Source organism: Caldimonas sp. KR1-144, from assembly GCF_049446155.1.
GTDB lineage: Bacteria > Pseudomonadota > Gammaproteobacteria > Burkholderiales > Burkholderiaceae_C > Rivibacter.
This window is the reverse complement of the sequence record NZ_JBMSEE010000005.1, coordinates 312961-329672: the sequence shown is the minus strand read 5'-3', so window position 1 is coordinate 329672 and position 16712 is coordinate 312961. Positions and strand designations below refer to the sequence as shown.

Here is a 16712-nt window from a genome sequence, read left to right as displayed (position 1 = left end):
GACGGCCGCCCTTCTTCCTTGGCATGGCGGCGCGAAGCCGCGTGCCGTCAGACCCGCTCGAGCACCACCGCGATGCCCTGCCCGACGCCGATGCACATCGTGCACAGCGCGTAGCGGCCGCCGCTGCGGTGCAGCTGGTTGATCGCCGTGGTCGCCAGCCGCGCGCCGCTGGCGCCCAGCGGGTGGCCCAGCGCGATCGCGCCGCCGTTCGGGTTGACGCGCGCGTCGTCGTCCTTCAAGCCGAGCTGGCGCAGCACCGCAAGGCCTTGCGCGGCGAAAGCCTCGTTGAGCTCGATCACGTCGATCTGCTCGAGCTTCAGGCCGGTGAGCTCGAGCACCTTCTGCGTCGCCGGTGCCGGACCGATGCCCATGATGCGCGGCGCGACCCCTGCCGTGGCCATGCCGACCACGCGCGCGCGCGGCGTGAGGCCGTGCTTGGCGAGCGCCGCTTCGCTGGCGAGCAGCAGCGCGGCCGCGCCGTCGTTGACGCCCGAGGCGTTGCCGGCGGTGACCGAGCCGTCGGGCTTGACGACACCCTTGAGCTTGGCCAGCGCCTCCATCGAGGTCTCGCGCGGATGCTCGTCCTTCGCGACGACGATCGCATCGCCCTTCTTCTGCGGGATCGTCACCGGCACGATCTCGGCGTCGAAGAAGCCGGCCTTCTGCGCCGCCACGGCCTTGAGCTGCGAGGCCAGCGCCATGCGGTCCTGCGCCTCGCGCTCGATGCCGAAGTCCTTGGCGACGTTCTCGGCCGTCTCGGGCATCGAGTCGATGCCGTACTGCTCCTTCATCAGCTTGTTGACGAAGCGCCAGCCGATGGTGGTGTCGTAGACGGCGTTGGCGCGGCTGAACGCGCTCTCCGCCTTGGGCATCACGAACGGCGCGCGGCTCATGCTCTCGACGCCGCCGGCGATCATCAGGCCGGCCTCGCCGGCCTTGATCGCGCGCGCCGCGCTGCCGATCGCGTCGAGCCCCGAGCCGCACAAGCGGTTGACCGTGCTGCCCGGCACTTCGATCGGCAGGCCGGCCAGCAGCGAGGCCATGCGCGCAACGTTGCGGTTGTCCTCGCCGGCCTGGTTGGCGCAGCCGTAGATCACGTCGGTGACCGCGGCCCAGTCGAGGTTGGGGTGGCGCGCCATCAGCGCCTTGAGCGGGATCGCGCCGAGGTCGTCGGTGCGCACCGACGAAAGCGCGCCGCCGTAGCGGCCGAAGGGGGTGCGGATCGCATCGACGATGAAGGCGTGCTGGCTCATGGCGGTCTCACTCACAGGGCATTGATTAGGGGAATCGCGGTCACGTTCTGCAGGTCGTCGAAGGTCAGGCCCTCGGCGATGTCGATCACCCGCGCGCCGTCGCGCGTCAGGTCGATCACCGCGAGGTCGGTGACCACGCGGCTCACGCAGGCCAGGCCGGTCAGCGGGTACGTGCAGCGCTCGACCAGCTTGCTCTCGCCGCTCTTGGTCAGGTGCTCCATCATCACCCAGGTGGCCTTGGCGCCGATGGCGAGGTCCATCGCGCCTCCGACGGCCGGAATGGCATCGGCCGCGCCGGTGTGCCAGTTCGCGAGGTCGCCGTTGGCGGCAACCTGGAACGCGCCGAGCACGCACAGGTCGAGATGGCCGCCGCGCATCATCGCGAAGCTGTCGGCATGGTGGAAGAACGAGCCGCCGGGCCGCAGCGTCACCGGCTGCTTGCCGGCGTTGATGAGGTCGTAGTCCTCTTCGCCGGGCGCCGGCGCGGGGCCCATGCCGAGCACGCCGTTCTCGCTGTGCAGCAGCACCTCGCGTTCCTTCGGCAGGTGGTTGGCCACCAGCGTCGGCAGGCCGATGCCGAGGTTGACGACCATGCCCTCGGCGATGTCGCGCGCGACACGGGCGGCCATCTGGTCACGCGTCCATTTCTTGCTCATGTCACGCCGCCTGCTTGAAACCGGCACCGACCGTCGCGGTGCGTTCGATCTTCACGATGCGCTGGACGTAGATGCCGGGCGTCACCACCGTCTCCGGGTCGATCTCGCCCGGCGCCGCCACCTCGTGCACCGTCGCGACGGTCAGCTTGGCCGCCGTGGCCATGATCGGCCCGAAGTTGCGGGCGGTCTTGCGGTAGACGAGGTTGCCGAAGCGGTCGCCGCGCTCGGCCTTGATCAGCGCGACGTCGGCGTGGATCGGGTACTCGAGCACGTAGTGGCGCCCGCCGATCTCGCGCGTTTCCTTGCCCTTCGCGAGCTCGGTGCCGTAGCCGGTGGGCGTGAAGAAGGCGCCGATGCCGGCGCCGGCGGCGCGGATGCGCTCGGCCAGGTTGCCCTGCGGCACCAGCTCGAGCTCGAGCTTGCCTTCGCGGTACAGCCGGTCGAAGTGATGCGAGTCGGCCTGGCGCGGAAAGCTGCAGATGATTTTGCGCACCCGCCCGGCGGCCAGCAGCGCGGCCAGGCCGGTGTCGCCGTTGCCGGCGTTGTTGTTGACGATCACCAGGTCCTTCGCGCCCTGCGCGATCAGGCCGTCGATCAGTTCGTTGGGCTGGCCGGCGGTGCCAAAGCCGCCGATCATCACCGTGGCGCCGTCGCGCACATCGGCCAGCGCCTCGGCGACGCTGGAGCGGAATTTGTCGATCATGGTGGAAAGGAGTTCGAGGCGCGCCGGCCCGTAACGGGCAAGCAACCTCGGGTATCTGCTCACTTGAACTGTTCACTAATCGAACGTACATTCGAATCGTGAACAAGCCCAGCTTAGGCAGCACGCCTGACCCTGTCAACCCGAGTGCTTCGGCCGAGCCTGCCGGCCCGCCGGCGCCGGGCGACAGCTACGTGCAGTCGTTCGCCCGCGGCCTCGCGGTGCTGCGCAGCTTCGGCGCGCGCTCGCCGGCGCAGACGCTCTCCGAAGCGGCCGACCGCGCCGGCCTCACGCGCGCCGGCGCGCGGCGCATCCTGCTGACGCTGCAGCACCTCGGCTACGTCGAGAGCGAAGGCCGGCTGTTCCGCCTGACGCCCAAGGTGCTGGAGCTGGGCTTCGCCTACCTCTCGTCGCAGCCGGTGTGGCAGCTCGCGCAGCCGGTGATGGAGGGGCTCACGCAGGAGCTCAAGGAGTCGTGCTCGGCCGCCGTGCTCGACGGCGACGACATCGTCTACGTGCTGCGCGTGCCGGCGCACCAGATCATGTCGATCAACCTCGGCGTCGGCAGCCGGCTGCCGGCCCACTGCACCTCGATGGGCCGCGTGCTGCTGGCCGACCAGATCGACCGCATCGGCGAGCCGGCGCTGCGCCAGCGCCTGGCCCGCATGCCGCTCGATCGCCGCACCAGCGCGACGATCACCGACGCCGACGCGCTGTACGCACAGCTGCAGCAGGTGCGCGCGCAGGGCTACGCGCTGGTGGCGGGCGAGCTGGAGGAAGGCCTGATCTCGATCGCGGTGCCGATCGTCAACCGCGTCGGCCGCACGGTCGCCGCGGTCAACATCAGCGGCCAGCTGCACCGCACGCCGCCGGCGCAGATGGTCGAGCGCTTCCTGCCGCCGCTGCAGGCGGCGGCGGCAAAGATCAACGCGCTGGTGCGGGCGCATACATAGGGCCCCCACGCTCGCTGTCGCTCGCTGCCCCCCGAGGGGGCCCTTGCTGCGGACCGGCGGAGCCGGATCCGCGCAAGACCTGGGGAACCCTGGCGGGCGTTGGCGGTTTGCGTTGGCGGTTTGCGTTTGCGCTTAGATCAGCCAGGCGAGCACGAACGCGCCGACCATCGCGAACACGAGCGCGAGCTTGACCGCGGTGCCGATCAGCAGGCCGATCCAGGTGCCCAAGCCGACCTTCAGCGCCTGGTTCGCGCCGCCCGCCGCGCTGCGCTCGCGCTGCGCCCACAGCTCGCCGAGCACCGCGCCGACGAAGGGCAGGAACAAGAGCCCGATGAAGCCGGCAAAGATGCCCAGCACGGTGCCCAGCGCCGCGCCGACCAGCGCCCAGCGGCTCGCGCCGACCGTCTTGGCGCCGAGCAGCGCGGCCACGTAGTCGGTCAGCCAGGCCAGCACCGCGAGCGCGGCGATCACCGCCAGCGCGATCGGCGTCACGCGCACGAAGCCGTCGATCCATGCTGCGAGCGCCAGGCCGGCCAGCACCAGCGCCGCGCCGGGCAGCACGGGCATCACGGTGCCGACGATGCCGACGGCGACCAGCCCGCTCGCGAGCAGCCACCACACGGCGAGCGGCACCTGTGGCATCAACGCGGACAAGGCTTCGGGCATCACGCGGGCATCGGGTTCGGCGTCACAACGTGTCGATGAAGCGCTGCACCACCTGCGCGAAGGCGCGCGGCTCCTCGAACACCGACAGGTGCGAGGCGCCCGGCAGCACCACCAGCTCCGCGCCCGGAATGGCCTGGACCATCGTCTCGCTCATTGCGACCGGCGTGCCGGGATCGATCTCGCCGGCGATCACCAGCGTGGGCACCGCGATTCGCGGCAGGCGGTCGGTGGTCGCGAGGTTCATCACCGCGTGGCAGGCGCCGAGGTAGCCGCGCGGATCGGTCGAGACGACGCGGCGGCGCCAGCGTGCGACCGTCGCCGGGTTCGCGGCGCGGAAGGTCTCGCCGAACCAGCGCTGCATCGCGCCGTCGGCAATCGCGTCGAGCCCCTGTTGCTCGATCGTCTCGATGCGCTGCTGCCACATCGCGCGGGCCGGCTCGTCGTAGCCGGAGGTCGAGTTGGCGATCACCAGCGCCTTGACCAGCTCGGGCCGCGCAAGCGCCAGCTCCTGGCCGACCATGCCGCCCATCGACAGGCCGATCCACACCACCGGGTAGCCGCCGGCGGCCGCCTCGATCACGCGCGCGGCGTCCTCGGCCAGGCCGGCCATCGTGTACGGGCCGCCCGGCGCGTCGGACTGGCCGTGGCCGCGGTGGTCGAAGCAGATCACGCGGTGCTCGGCCGCCAGCGTGTTGGCCAGCGTGTCCCACATCGACACGTCGCAGCCGAGCGCGTGGCTGAGCACGACGGTCTGTCGCGGGGTGTCGCGATCGCGCGGCTCGCGCACCGTGTAGTGGATCGCAGGCTCCCCCGCACCCGCCGCCGTGCGCGCGCTGCGCCCGACGCCCGGGTGGTAGGCCTCGGTGGCCGGCGACGGCGGCAGCTCGTGGCCGAGCTCGCGCAGGATCTTGCTGGTCAGCGAGACCGCGGTGTTGGCGGCCGGCACGCCGGCGTAGATCGCGATCTGGATCAGCACTTCCTTGACCTCGGCCGGCGTCAGCCGGGTGGCCGGATCGCCGCCCGAGAGCGCCGCCTTGCAATGCAGCTCGAACTCCTCCCAGCGCGCCAGCGACGCGGTGATGGCCAGCACGATCACGCGCCGCGTCTTCGCGTCGAGCCCGGGGCGGCCCCAGACCTCGTGCCACGCGTAGCGGGTGATGAAGTTCTGGAACTCGGCGTTGAAGGCGTGCGCGTTGGCGACCGACTTGTCGACCCAGGCGTCGCCAAGGATCGCGCGGCGGTTGCGCATGCCGCGCTCGAGGTCGTGGTCGTAGGGGTCGTAGCTCATGATGTCGATTCTGCGTCGGGCTCGGGCCAGCACACAGGGGGCAAGGCGAGGGCCCGCAAGGAGGCCAGGCGAGCGCGCGCCTGCGCCGCCGCCTGGCGCGCGGCCTGCGCCACCGCGTCGGCGTCGGCATAGACCGGCCCTTCGAGCACGCCGATGTTGCGGCGCATGCGCGCGGCATCGACCTGCAGGCCCTGCATCGCCTCGGCCATCGCGCTGGCGGCGCCGTGCGTGCTGATCCACAGGCCGGGCCATTCGGCCAGCTCGGCCTGCCAGTTGCCCAGGCCGCGCTCATGCTGCTGCGCCATCGCGGCCAGCAGCGCGGCGGCGCGCTGCGGCGTGCGCTGCGCGGCCGCGAGCGCGGCCATCGCGGCGACCGGATTGCGCTTGTGCGGCATCGCGGTCGAGCCGCCGCGCCCGGCGGCCGTGGGCTCGGCCAGCTCGGCGATCTCGCCTTGCGACATCAGCGCGAGGTCGGTGGCGAGCTTGCCGAGGCTGCCGGTCAGCACCGCGGCTTCGAGCCCGAGGCGCACCCACTCGTCGCGCTGCGTGTGCCATGGCGCATCGGGCGCGGCGAGCCCGAGCTCGGCAGCCATGCGCTGCGCGACCTGCGGCGCGCGCTCGCCGATCACCGACAGCGTGCCGACCGCGCCGCCGAGCTGCAGCGCGAGCGAGCGCGCGCCCTGCTCGCGCAGCCGCGCGCGCGAGCGCAGCAGCGGCGCGAGCCAGTTCGCGCACTTGAGGCCGAAGCTCGTGACCTGCGCCGGCTGCATCAGCGTGCGCGCGAGCACCGGCGTGTCGGCATGGGCCTCGGCGAGCGTGAACAGCGCGTCGCACACGCGGCCCAGCGTGCGGTCGACAAGCGCGAGCGCATCGCGCGTGACCAGGGCCATGCCGGTGTCGATCGCGTCCTGGCTGGTGCTGCCGAAGTGCACCCAGCGCGCCGCCTCGGGATCGACCAGGCCCACGGTGCGCCGCAGCTCGTCGACCAGCGGGATCGCCAGGCTGCCGGCGCGCCCGCTGGCCGCGGCGATCGCTTCGAGGTCAAAGAGCTCGGCGCGGCACATGCTCGCGATCGAGCTCGCCGCGGCGGCAGGGATCAGGCCCTCGGCCGCTTCGGCGCGCGCCAGCGCGGCCTCGAAGCGGAACAGGCCCTGCATCACCGCGGCGTCGGAGAAGACCGCGCCGATCTCGGGCGTGGCGAGAAAGCGGTCGAAGACGGGCAGGCTCATCAGGGCGTCATGCGAAGTCGAAGAACACGGTCTCGCCGCTCGCATCGGCCGCGCCTTGCAGCCGGATGTCCCAGCGGTAGCGGCCGTCGCCCTGCTTCTTCGCGATCAGGGTCGCGCGACGCTCGGCGGGCACTTGCGCGAGCAGAGCACTGTCGGCGAGCGCGGCATCGTCTTCCAGGAACACGGCGCTGAATTGGTGAAGCAGCAGCCCGCGCGCAAACACCGCGACCCAGGCGGCCGGCTGGCCGGGCACCGGCGGCGGCAGCGCGAGGCGGAAGCCGCCGTCCTCTGCGCTGGGCACGCGGCGAAAGCCGGGGATCGCGCCGCCGGCCTCGTCAGGCGTCCAGGCCTCGACCCAGCCGTCGTTGATCGGTGCGCCGCTGCCGTCGAGCAATCGGCCTTCGATCACAAGGGCGGCATTCGCAGGGGCTTTGGTGGCCTCGACGCCCCAGGCCCAGGCCTCGTGCGGGAACGGGCCGATGGTCTGCGAAGTCGTGATGTTGCTCATCTCGCCTGCTCCTTCAGATGCCGAACGGCGTCGCGTCGCGGCCGCGCAGCACGATGTCGAACACATAGCCCAGCATCTGGTCGCTCACCGTCTCGTCGAGGCTGAACCGGGAGATCAGGCGCTGGCGCGCGGCCGCGTCAGGCACGCCCTGGAAGATGGGGTCGTAGTCGAACAGCGGATCGCCCGGGAAATACATCTGCGTGACCAGGCGCTGCGCATAGACATTGCCGAACAGCGAGAAGTGGATGTGCGCCGGCCGCCAGGCCTTGGGGTGGTTGCCCCAGGGATACGGGCCCGGCTTGATGGTCACGAAGCGGTAGCGGCCGTCGTCGTCGGTGAACAGCTTGCCCAGGCCGAAGAAGTTCGGGTCCAGCGGCGCGGCGTGCTGGTCCTTCTTGTGCCAGTAGCGCCCGGCCGCGTTGCACTGCCAGACCTCGACCAGCGAGTTGCGCACCGGGCGGCCGTCCTCGTCGGTCACGCGGCCGGTGACGACGATCTTCTCGCCCAGCGGCTCGCCCTGGCCGTGCTTCGTGAGATCGGCGTCGTTGGGCTTGAGCAGCGAGCGCTCGAAGGCGATGCCGCGCTCGACCGGCGCGCCGGCGCTTTCGAGCCGGATCGGCGCCTGCGAGGGCCCGCGCGTGCGCGTCGAGACATAGGGCGGATGGATCAGCGACGGGTGGACCCCCGGCGCGACGGGCGGAAAACGCATGCGGCACTCCTCGGCGAGGCGTCGGTTCGCACAGCGACCGATCGAATCGGTTTGTGCGATTAACGCGCATTGGTTTGCTAATCGAACTTGCAGCCCGAAAGCTACGCGATATGCTGCTTCAAAACAAGGCAGCGGGATCTCCACGCGATCGCCCAGCGCCCAATTTGTGCGAATAGCAGATCAAAGCCAAACAGGAGACATTGGTGACGATGCCCGCTGCCGCGACGTCCGACGTCGCTTCCGCCGCCAATGAGCCGCACGCCGGCGTCGACGACGGCCCGCACAAGCGCGACCTGATTGCCGGGCTGGAGAAGGGGCTCGCGGTGATCGAGGCCTTTGACCAGGAACGCCCGCGCCTGTCGATCACCGAGGTGGCCGAGCGCACCGGCCTGACGCGCGCGGCCGCGCGCCGCTACCTGATCACGCTGCAGCACCTGGGCTACGTGCAGCAGGACCGCAAGCTGTTCGGCCTGAGCCCCAAGGTGCTGCGACTCGGCCAGAGCTACATGCACTCGGCGCGCTTGCCGCGCGTGATCCAGCCGCAGCTGCAAAAGCTCGCCTACGCGATGCAGGAAGCCAGCTCGGCCGGCGTGCTCGACGGCAACGACGTGATCGCGGTGGCCGCCGCGAGTGCCGGGCGCGTGGTCTCGGCGACGCTGCAGCCCGGCACGCGCGTGCCGGCCTACTGCACCAGCAACGGCCGCGTGCTGGTCGCCGCCTTGCCCAACGACGCGCTCGACGCCTGGCTCGAGCGCCAGTCGCTCGACGCGCTGACGCCGCACACGATCACCCACCCCGAGCGCTTGCGCCTGGAACTGCTGCGCGCCCGCGCGCAGGGCTATGCCGCAGTCGACCAGGAACTCGAGCTGGGCCTGCGCACGATCGCCGTGCCGCTGCGCAATTTCCGCGGCGACGTGGTCGCGGCGATGAACGTCAGCGTCCACGCCGCGCGCATGCGCATGGACCAGCTGGTCGAGCAGTGCCTGCCGGCCCTCTTGCATGCGCAGGAGCAGCTGCGCACCTTGCTTTGAGAAGAACGAAAGAAGCCATGACGAGCCCGATCCCCACCCGCACCCAGGTCGCCATCGTCGGCGCCGGCCCCTCCGGCCTGCTGCTCGGCCAGCTGCTGCACAAGGCCGGCATCGACGCCGTGATCCTGGAGCGCCAGAGCGGCGAGTACGTGCTCGGACGCATCCGCGCCGGCATCATCGAGCAGACCACCGCCGAGCTGCTCGACGAAGCCGGCGTCGGCGCGCGCATGCACCGCGAAGGCCTGCCGCACGACGGCTTCGATCTCGCCTCCGACGGCGGGCGCCTGCGCATCGACCTCGCGCGGCTCACCGGCGGCAAGCGCGTGATGGTCTACGGCCAGACCGAGATCACGCACGACCTGATGGACGCGCGCGCTGCCGCCGGCCTCCCCACGGTCTACGAGGCGCGCGACGTCACGCCGCTCGATTACGACGGCGAACATCCGCGCGTGCGCTACACGACGCAAGACGGCCTCGTGCACGAACTGCAGTGCGACGTGATCGCCGGCTGCGACGGCTTCCACGGCGCCTGCCGCGCCAGCCTCGCGCCCGAGCGCATCACGACCTACGAGAAGGTCTACCCGTTCGGCTGGCTCGGCCTGCTGGCCGACGTGCCGCCGGTCGCGCACGAGCTCATCTACGCCAACCACGAGCGCGGATTCGCGCTGGCCAGCATGCGCTCGATGACGCGCAGCCGCTACTACGTGCAGGTGAGCGCCGACGAGCGCGTCGAGGACTGGTCCGACCAGCGCTTCTGGGACGAACTCGCGCAGCGCCTCGGGCCCGAGACGGCGGCGCACCTCGTGACCGGCCCCTCGATCGAGAAGAGCATCGTGCCGCTGCGCAGCTTCGTGGCCGAGCCGATGCGCTTCGGCCGCATGTTCCTGGCCGGCGACGCCGCGCACATCGTGCCGCCGACCGGCGCCAAGGGGCTGAACCTCGCGGCCAGCGACGTGGGCTACCTGGCGCGCGCGCTGGTCGAGTTCTTCAAGGAGCGCAGCACGCTCGGCATCGACCACTACTCGCAGCGCTGCCTGCGCCGCATCTGGAAGGCCGAGCGCTTCTCGTGGTGGTTCACCTCGCTGATGCACCGCTTCCCCGAGACCGGCGCGTTCGGGCGGCGCATGCAGCAAGCCGAGCTGGACTACCTGACGCACTCGGTCGCGGCGCAGACGGCGCTGGCCGAGAACTACGTCGGACTGCCGTTCGAGGACTGAGCGGCGTCGCGTGCGGGCACAGGCCAAGTGCGCGAATGCCGCGCTCGCCCGCTCAGCGCGGCCCGTTCAGCCGCGCCGGTGCTTCGCGACCTTCTGCAGCAGCTCGCTGAGCATGGCCTTCTCGGCATCGCTCAGGAAGCGCGACCACTCGCGCTCCATCAGGTGCGAGGCCTCGAGTGCGCGGCGCGTCGTGTCCTCGCCCGCCGGCGTCAGGCGCACGTGCTGCACGCGGCGGTCGAGCTCGCTGCGTTCGCGCGCGAGCAGGCCGCGCTCGACGAGCTTGTCGAGCAGCAAGGTGAGGTTGGGCGCCGACAGGCTCAGCGCCTGGCCGAGCTGCTTTTGCGTCACGTCGCGGTTGTGGCGCACCAGCGCGAGCAGCGAGAACTCGACCGGCCGCAGCTTCAGCGGCTCGCCGATGAACTTGAAGAACAGCTTCTTGCTCGGGATATCGGCCAGCGAGATCTGGTAGCCGAGCACGTGCTTGAGCGCGGCCTGGTCGAGCGGGTGGTGCGACGGTGCCGCGCCCGGCTCGGCCGAGGGTTTCGAGCTGCGCGCCATCAGTGCGTCTTGCCGGCCGCGCCGAGGTAGGTCTCGACCACGCGCGCGTCGCCGGCGAGGTCGGCCGCATCGCCTTGCAGCGCGATCTCGCCGGTCTCGAGCACGTAGCCGTAGTCGGCCACCTCGAGCGCGGCGCGCGCGTTCTGCTCGACCAGCAGGATGGTCACGCCGGTCTCGCGCAGCTGCTCGATGATGCGAAAGATCTCCTTCACGATCAGCGGTGCGAGGCCGAGGCTGGGCTCGTCGAGCATCAGGAGGCGTGGCTGGCCCATCAGCGCGCGACCGATCGCGAGCATCTGCCGTTCGCCGCCGGACAGCGTGCCGGCGAGCTGCACGCGGCGCTCCTTCAGGCGCGGGAACAGGGCATAGACGTGGTCGAGCTGATCGCGCCAGCGCGCGTTGCGCCGCTTCATCTGGCGATAGGCGCCCAGCACGAGGTTGTCTTCCACCGGCATCGAGCTGAAGAGCTCGCGCTTCTCGGGCACCAGGGCGATGCCGCGCATCACGCGCTCCTCGAGCGTGAGCGTGGAGACGTCCTCGCCCTCGTAGCGCAGCGTGCCGCGCGCGCCGGGCAGCACGCCCATCAGCGCGTTGAGCATGGTCGACTTGCCGGCGCCATTGGGGCCGATCACGGTGACCACGCTGCCCTTGCCGGCGCGCAGGTTCAGGCCCGACAGCACCTCGGCCTTGCCGTAGCCGGCGTGCAGGTCGCTCACTTCGAGCAGCAGTTCATTCATGTGAGACGGCCTCCCGCAGGGCCGCCCCAAGGGTGGCCAGCCCCCTCGGGGGGCAGAGAACGGAGTGAGCGTGGGGGTTCATGTTCTTAGTGTTCGGTGCCGAGATAGGCCGCGCGCACCGCCGGGCTGGCCTGCACCTCGGCCGGCGTGCCCTCGATCAGCTTGGTGCCGAACTCCATCACGACGATGCGGTCGGTCAGGCCCATCACGAAGTCCATGTCGTGCTCGACCAGCAGGATGCTCATGCCCTCGCCCTTGAGCTGGCGCAGCACCGCGGCGAGCGCCTGCTTCTCCTTCAGGCGCAGGCCGGCGGCCGGTTCGTCCAGCAGCAGCAGCGAGGGATCGGTGGCCAGCGCGCGCGCGATCTCGACCAGGCGCTGCGGGCCCAGCGCGAGGTTGCCGGCCTGCTCGTGCATGCGATCGGCCAGGCCGATGCGCTCGAGCTGGCGCTCGGCCTCGCGAAACAGCTGGCGCTCTTCGGCGCGGTTGGCGCGCAGCATCGCCGCGACGCTGCCCTTGCTCGAGCGCAGGTAGCCGCCCAGCGCAACGTTCTCCAGCACCGTCATCTCGGGGATCAGCTTGACGTGCTGGAAGGTGCGCGACATGCCACGGCGCGCGATCTCGCGCGAGGGCAGGCCGTCGACGCGCTGGCCGCGGAACGTGACCTGGCCGCCGCTCAAGGCCAGCACGCCGGAGACGAGGTTGAAGGTGGTCGACTTGCCGGCGCCGTTGGGGCCGATCAGGCCGATGATCTCGCCGGCGCGGATCGAAAAGCTCACGTCGTTGACCGCGACCAGGCCGCCGAACTGCTTGCGCACCGCGCGGGCTTCGAGCAGGAACTCGCCCGGGGCCGGCTTGTCGCGTTCGGCCAGCGGCGCGGCGTCGGCCCAGTCGCGCGGGCGCGCGGGCGCCGGGATCAGCTTCGCGAAGGCGTTGCGGATGTGCGGCCACACGCCGTCGGCGGCGTACTTCAGCACCAGCACCAGCACGACGCCGAAGACAATGATCTCGTAGTTGCCGCTGGTGCCGATCAGCTTGGGCAGCCAGACCTGGAGCTGGTCTTCCACCAGCTTGACCAGGGCCGCGCCGGTGAACGCACCCCACACCTGCCCGACGCCGCCGACCACGGCCATGAACAGGTACTCGATGCCCATCTTGATGCCGAACGGGCTCGGGTTCACCGTGCGCTGGAAGTGCGCGAACAGCCAGCCCGACACCGCGGCGTAGATGGCCGCGATCACGAACACGATGACCTTGTAGCGGAAGGTCGAGACGCCCATCGCCTCGGCCATCGTCACGCCGCCCTTGAGCGCACGGATCGCGCGGCCGGGCCGCGAGTCGAGCAGGTTGATCAGCGCCCAGGCGCCGGCCAAGGCCAGCGCCCAGATCAGGTAGTAGAGGCTGCGGCCCTGGTTGAGGTCGATGCCGAAGAAGTGCAGTGCCGGCACGCCGAGCAGGCCGTCGTACTTGCCCAGGCCTTCGGCGTTGGCCATCGTGTAGTTCAGCGACAGGCACCAGGCGATCGTGGCCAGCGGCAGGTAGTGGCCCGACATGCGCAGCGTCAACCAGCCGAGGATCAGCGCCACGATGACCGTGAGCGCGAGACCGATCCACAGGTTGAGCCACGGCGACCAGCCGAGCTGGGTGCTCAAGTAGGCACTGGTGTAGGCGCCCACGCCGACGAACGCGGCCTGGCCGAACGAGGTGAGCCCGGCCACGCCGGTCAGCAGCACCAGGCCCAGCACGACCAGCGAATACAGGCCGATGTAGTTGAGCTGGGTGATCCAGAACTCGGGCACCGGCAGCAGCGGCAATGCGGCGAGCACGACGACGATCGCGGCAATCGCAACGCGTGCGCGCTGGCTGGAGGCGGCCGTCGGCGTGGAAGGAGAAGAAGCAACAGCAGCAGCTACGGTTTTCATTTCAGTGGCTCCGCTGCACAAGTCGGTGCAGCCAAGCGGACGCCGCGGATCCGGCTTCGCCGGTCCGCTGGCGTCGCCCCCTTGAGGGGGAGGCGCCGAAGGCGCTTCGGGGGTGGTTCATTCCTCGTCGGAGTGCGGGTCGCGCAGCGAGCGCCACAGCAGCACCGGCAGGATCGAGGTGAAGACGATCACTTCCTTGTAGGCACTGGCCCAGAACGAGCCGAAGGATTCCAGCAGGCCGACGCCGACCGCGCCCACCGCCGCCAGCGGATAGCTCGCCAGGCCCGCGAACACCGCGGCGACGAAGCCCTTGAGGCCGATCAGGAAGCCCGAGTCGTAGAACACCGTGGTCGTGGGGCCGATCAGAAGGCCCGACAGCGCGCCGATGAAGGCCGCCATCGTGAAGCTCAGGCTGCCCGCGGTCTCGCTCGAAATGCCCATCAGCCGCGCGCCGAGCCGGTTGACCGCGGTCGCGCGCAGTGCCTTGCCGTACAGCGAGCGCTCGAAGAACAGGAACAGCGAGACGATCAGCGCGATCGAGGCCGCGAAGATGATCAGCGTCTGGCCGCTGAAGCCCAGCGGGCCGAGGTTGAAGCGTTCTTCCCAGAAGCTCGGGTTGCGAAAACCCTCGGCGCCGAACACCACGAGGCCGATGCCGGTGAGCGCGAAGTGCACGCCGACCGAGACGATCAGCAGCACCAGCACGCTGGCGCCGGCCAGCGAGCGGTAGGCCAGCCGGTAGATCAGGCCGCCCATCGGCGTGACCAGCGCCAGCGTGAGCAGTGCCTGCACCAGCAGGCCGGGCTGGCGCGGCGCGAGCCAGATCGAAAGCCCCGATGCCACGACCGGCAGCGCCAGCGTGCGCACGAGCGTGCGTGCGAGCTGCGCCGGCGTGCGCCGCGCGCGCAGGCCCTCGACGAGATCGAGCAGCGCCGCGAGCGCGGCCATCAGCAGCAGGAACCACACCGTGCCCGGCACCTTGCCGAGCTGGAACATGCCCACCGTGAGCGCCGCGAACGCGACGAACTCGCCTTGCGGGATGAAGATCACGCGCGTGACCGCGAACACGAGCACGGTGGCCAGCGCGAGCAGCGCATAGATCGCGCCGTTGGTCAGGCCGTCCAGCGTGAGGATGCTGGCGATCGAGAAATCCATGGTTCGAATCGGAAGCGAAACGCGCCCGCAGATCGGGCGCGCGGATCATGCCGCAGTGCAGCGTTGCGGAACACGCGGACTACCCGCAGCCGGGCGGTCGACGAATGTGCGCGACTCAGTCGCCGCCCGGCCGCCCCAAGGCGACTGGGCCCCCTCGGGGGGCAGCGAACGCAGTGAGCGTGGGGGCCCTGCTCATTCGACTTTCCAGTCGCCGTTGACGACCTTCATCACCACCGCGCTGTCGCTCGTGAAGCCCCAGTGGTCCTGCGGGGTGTAGTCGAGCACGCCTTGCGAGACGGCGAACTTGTTGCCGGCCTCGATCGCGTCCTTCAGCGCGGCGCGAAAGGCCGGCGTGCCGGGCTTGCCCTTCTTCATCGCCACCGGCACCGCCTGCTCGAGCACGAGCAGCGCGTCGTAGGTGTGCGCGGCGAACTGGTTGCGCGAACCGGGGCCGAAGAGCTTTTCGTAGGCGGCGACGTACTTCAGCGCGTGCGGCTTGGACGGGTGCGCATCGGGCAGCTGCTCGGCCACCACCGCCGGGCCGGAGACCACGTAGGCGCCCTCGACCGCCTTGCCGCCCACGCGCATCAGGTCGCGCGAGGCGGCCGCGTGGGTCTGGTAGATCTTGCCCTTGTAGCCGCGCTCGACGATCGCCACGTGCGGCATCGCCGCGCCCGAGCCGGAGGCGACGACCAGCATCGCGTCGGGGTTCGCCGCCGTGAGCTTGAGCGCCTGCGCGGTCACGCTGGTGTCAGTACGCTGGAAGCGCTCGGTCGCCACGAGCTTGATGCCGGCGGCCTCGGCCTTGGCGCTGAACTCCTTGAGCCAGGTCTCGCCGTAGGCGTCGGTGTAGCCGAGGAAGCCGGCCGTCTTCACGCCCTGCTTCTTCATGTGGTCGACCATCGCCTGCGCCATCACCGCGCTGCCGTGGGCCATGCGAAAGCTCCACGCGTCCTTGCCGGGGCCGAGCGGGATCGGGCTCATCGCGATCTGCGGCGTCTGCGACTCGGCCGCGACCTCGGCCATCGCGACCGCCACCGGCGTCGCGGCCGAGCCGATGATCAGATCGACCTTGTCATCGGAGACGAAGCGGCGCGCATTCTTGACGCCGCTGGTCGGGTCGGTCGCGTCGTCGAGCACGATCAGGTTGAGCTTCTCGCCGGCGATCTTGTCTGGCCACAGTTTGAAGCCGTTGTTGACCGGGATGCCCAGGCCCGAGGCCGGGCCGGTGAGCGGCAGCGTCACGCCGATCGTGATGTCGGCCAGCGCGGCCTGCGAGCACAGCGCCGCGAGCGCCGCGGCCACGAGGGTCTTCTTCAGCATGCTTGTCTCCTGGTCGTTGTCGTCGGGCAAAAAGCGTCTAGCGGGGCGGCAGCCGCAGCGCGCCGTCGAGGCGGATCACCTCGCCGTTCAGCGACGGGTTGGCGACGATGTGCGCGGCGAGCTGCGCGAACTCCTCGGGCTTGCCGAGGCGCTTGGGGAACGGAATGCTCGCGGCCAGCGAGTCCTGCACCTCTTGCGGCAGCGCGTACAGCAGCGGCGTGAGGAACAGGCCCGGCGCGATCGTGCACACGCGCACGCCGTGCTGCGCGAGGTCGCGCGCCAGCGGCAGCGTCAGCGAGACCAGGCCGCCCTTGCTGGCCGCGTAGGCCTCTTGCCCGACCTGGCCGTCGTAAGCCGCCACCGAGGCGGTGTTGACGATCACGCCGCGCTCGCCGTCGTCGAGCGCTTCGAGCCTGGCCATGCGCGCGGCCGCGAGGCGGATCACGTTGAAGGTGCCGGTGAGGTTGACGTCGATCACGCGCCGGAAATCGGCCAGCGGCATCGGCTCGCCGTCGCGCCCGATCACGCGCTTGGCGCCGCCGATGCCGGCGACGTTCATCAGCACGCGCGCCGCGCCGTGCGCGGCGGCGGCCGCATCGAGCGCGGCGATGACGCTGTCGCTGTCGGTGATGTCGCAGGCCACGCCAAGGCCGCCGATCTCGGCGGCGACCGCCTGGGCCGCCTCGGCATTGATGTCGAGCACCGCGACCCGGGCGCCCAGCGCCGCGAGCTGGCGCGCGGTCTGCGCGCCGAGTCCGGAGCCGCCGCCGGTGACGAGGGCGGCTTGTCCCTTCAGTTGCATGCGAG

The 16712-nt window shown here is 70.8% G+C and carries 17 protein-coding genes; 3 read left to right on the top strand and 14 right to left on the bottom strand.

Going from position 1 to position 16712, the window contains the following annotated elements; genetic code table 11:
• Nucleotides 1–47 precede the first annotated feature (47 nt).
• Genes pcaF through ACO2TI_RS14355 form a run of 3 tightly spaced genes read right to left on the bottom strand, consistent with a single transcriptional unit; the run spans nt 48 to nt 2612 of the window.
• Nucleotides 48–1253: a 3-oxoadipyl-CoA thiolase gene (gene pcaF, locus ACO2TI_RS14365; RefSeq protein WP_423285262.1), complete on the bottom strand. Its 1206-nt coding sequence runs from the start codon at nt 1251–1253 to the stop codon at nt 48–50.
• Between the two features lie 11 nt (nt 1254–1264).
• Entirely contained in the window at nt 1265–1909 is a 645-nt protein-coding gene (locus ACO2TI_RS14360; RefSeq protein WP_423285260.1) for a 3-oxoacid CoA-transferase subunit B, read from the bottom strand.
• A gap of 1 nt (nt 1910) precedes the next feature.
• Nucleotides 1911–2612 carry a 3-oxoacid CoA-transferase subunit A gene (locus ACO2TI_RS14355; RefSeq protein ID WP_423285258.1) on the bottom strand — a complete coding sequence of 234 codons (702 nt, stop codon included), beginning with the start codon at nt 2610–2612 and terminating at the stop codon, nt 1911–1913.
• 98 nt (nt 2613–2710) lie between these two features.
• Between ACO2TI_RS14355 and ACO2TI_RS14350 the strand changes: the two genes are divergently transcribed.
• The gene (locus tag ACO2TI_RS14350) at nt 2711–3562 is read left to right on the top strand and encodes an IclR family transcriptional regulator (RefSeq protein WP_423285256.1); all 852 of its coding nucleotides are present in this window, start codon (nt 2711–2713) and stop codon (nt 3560–3562) included.
• Nucleotides 3563–3694: 132 nt separating this feature from the next.
• On the opposite strand, the gene ACO2TI_RS14345 is transcribed toward ACO2TI_RS14350, so the two are convergent.
• From ACO2TI_RS14345 to pcaH, 5 genes are read right to left on the bottom strand one after another with little or no spacing between them, the layout of a single operon-like run.
• Complete coding sequence (locus ACO2TI_RS14345) at nt 3695–4228, bottom strand: DUF456 domain-containing protein (protein ID WP_423285254.1); 534 nt, start codon at nt 4226–4228, stop codon at nt 3695–3697.
• Between the two features lie 22 nt (nt 4229–4250).
• Nucleotides 4251–5516 carry an alpha/beta fold hydrolase gene (locus tag ACO2TI_RS14340; protein ID WP_423285252.1) on the bottom strand — a complete coding sequence of 422 codons (1266 nt, stop codon included), beginning with the start codon at nt 5514–5516 and terminating at the stop codon, nt 4251–4253.
• On the bottom strand, nt 5513–6745 hold the full coding sequence (pcaB, locus tag ACO2TI_RS14335; RefSeq protein ID WP_423285250.1) for a 3-carboxy-cis,cis-muconate cycloisomerase: 1233 nt from the start codon (nt 6743–6745) through the stop codon (nt 5513–5515). The genes ACO2TI_RS14340 and pcaB overlap by 4 nt, the downstream gene beginning before the upstream one ends.
• A 7-nt stretch (nt 6746–6752) precedes the next feature.
• Nucleotides 6753–7253 carry a protocatechuate 3,4-dioxygenase gene (locus ACO2TI_RS14330; RefSeq protein WP_423285248.1) on the bottom strand — a complete coding sequence of 167 codons (501 nt, stop codon included), beginning with the start codon at nt 7251–7253 and terminating at the stop codon, nt 6753–6755.
• Nucleotides 7254–7266: 13 nt separating this feature from the next.
• Entirely contained in the window at nt 7267–7962 is a 696-nt protein-coding gene (gene pcaH / locus ACO2TI_RS14325) for a protocatechuate 3,4-dioxygenase subunit beta (RefSeq protein WP_423285246.1), read from the bottom strand.
• 209 nt (nt 7963–8171) lie between these two features.
• On the opposite strand from pcaH, the gene ACO2TI_RS14320 reads away from it, so the two are divergent.
• On the top strand, nt 8172–8993 hold the full coding sequence (locus ACO2TI_RS14320) for an IclR family transcriptional regulator domain-containing protein (RefSeq protein WP_423285419.1): 822 nt from the start codon (nt 8172–8174) through the stop codon (nt 8991–8993).
• Nucleotides 8994–9010: 17 nt separating this feature from the next.
• Nucleotides 9011–10210 (top strand): 4-hydroxybenzoate 3-monooxygenase, encoded by a 1200-nt coding sequence (gene pobA / locus ACO2TI_RS14315; RefSeq protein WP_423285244.1) that lies wholly within the window; start codon nt 9011–9013, stop codon nt 10208–10210.
• Between the two features lie 66 nt (nt 10211–10276).
• Here pobA and ACO2TI_RS14310 read toward each other — a convergent pair whose 3' ends face one another.
• From ACO2TI_RS14310 to ACO2TI_RS14285, 6 genes are all read right to left on the bottom strand, one after another.
• Nucleotides 10277–10768, bottom strand: coding sequence for a MarR family winged helix-turn-helix transcriptional regulator (locus tag ACO2TI_RS14310; RefSeq protein WP_423285242.1), 492 nt, complete (start codon nt 10766–10768; stop codon nt 10277–10279).
• Entirely contained in the window at nt 10768–11505 is a 738-nt protein-coding gene (locus ACO2TI_RS14305) for an ABC transporter ATP-binding protein (protein WP_423285240.1), read from the bottom strand. Before ACO2TI_RS14305 ends, ACO2TI_RS14310 begins: the two co-directional genes overlap by 1 nt.
• Before the next feature lie 86 nt (nt 11506–11591).
• Nucleotides 11592–13427: an ABC transporter permease subunit gene (locus ACO2TI_RS14300; protein WP_423285238.1), complete on the bottom strand. Its 1836-nt coding sequence runs from the start codon at nt 13425–13427 to the stop codon at nt 11592–11594.
• Nucleotides 13428–13544: 117 nt separating this feature from the next.
• Complete coding sequence (locus ACO2TI_RS14295) at nt 13545–14582, bottom strand: branched-chain amino acid ABC transporter permease (protein ID WP_423285236.1); 1038 nt, start codon at nt 14580–14582, stop codon at nt 13545–13547.
• A gap of 192 nt (nt 14583–14774) precedes the next feature.
• A complete protein-coding gene (locus ACO2TI_RS14290) occupies nt 14775–15905 on the bottom strand; it encodes an ABC transporter substrate-binding protein (RefSeq protein WP_423285234.1) in 1131 nt (376 codons plus the stop codon).
• Between the two features lie 37 nt (nt 15906–15942).
• The gene (locus tag ACO2TI_RS14285) at nt 15943–16707 is read right to left on the bottom strand and encodes an SDR family NAD(P)-dependent oxidoreductase (protein WP_423285232.1); all 765 of its coding nucleotides are present in this window, start codon (nt 16705–16707) and stop codon (nt 15943–15945) included.
• Nucleotides 16708–16712: the final 5 nt, after the last annotated feature.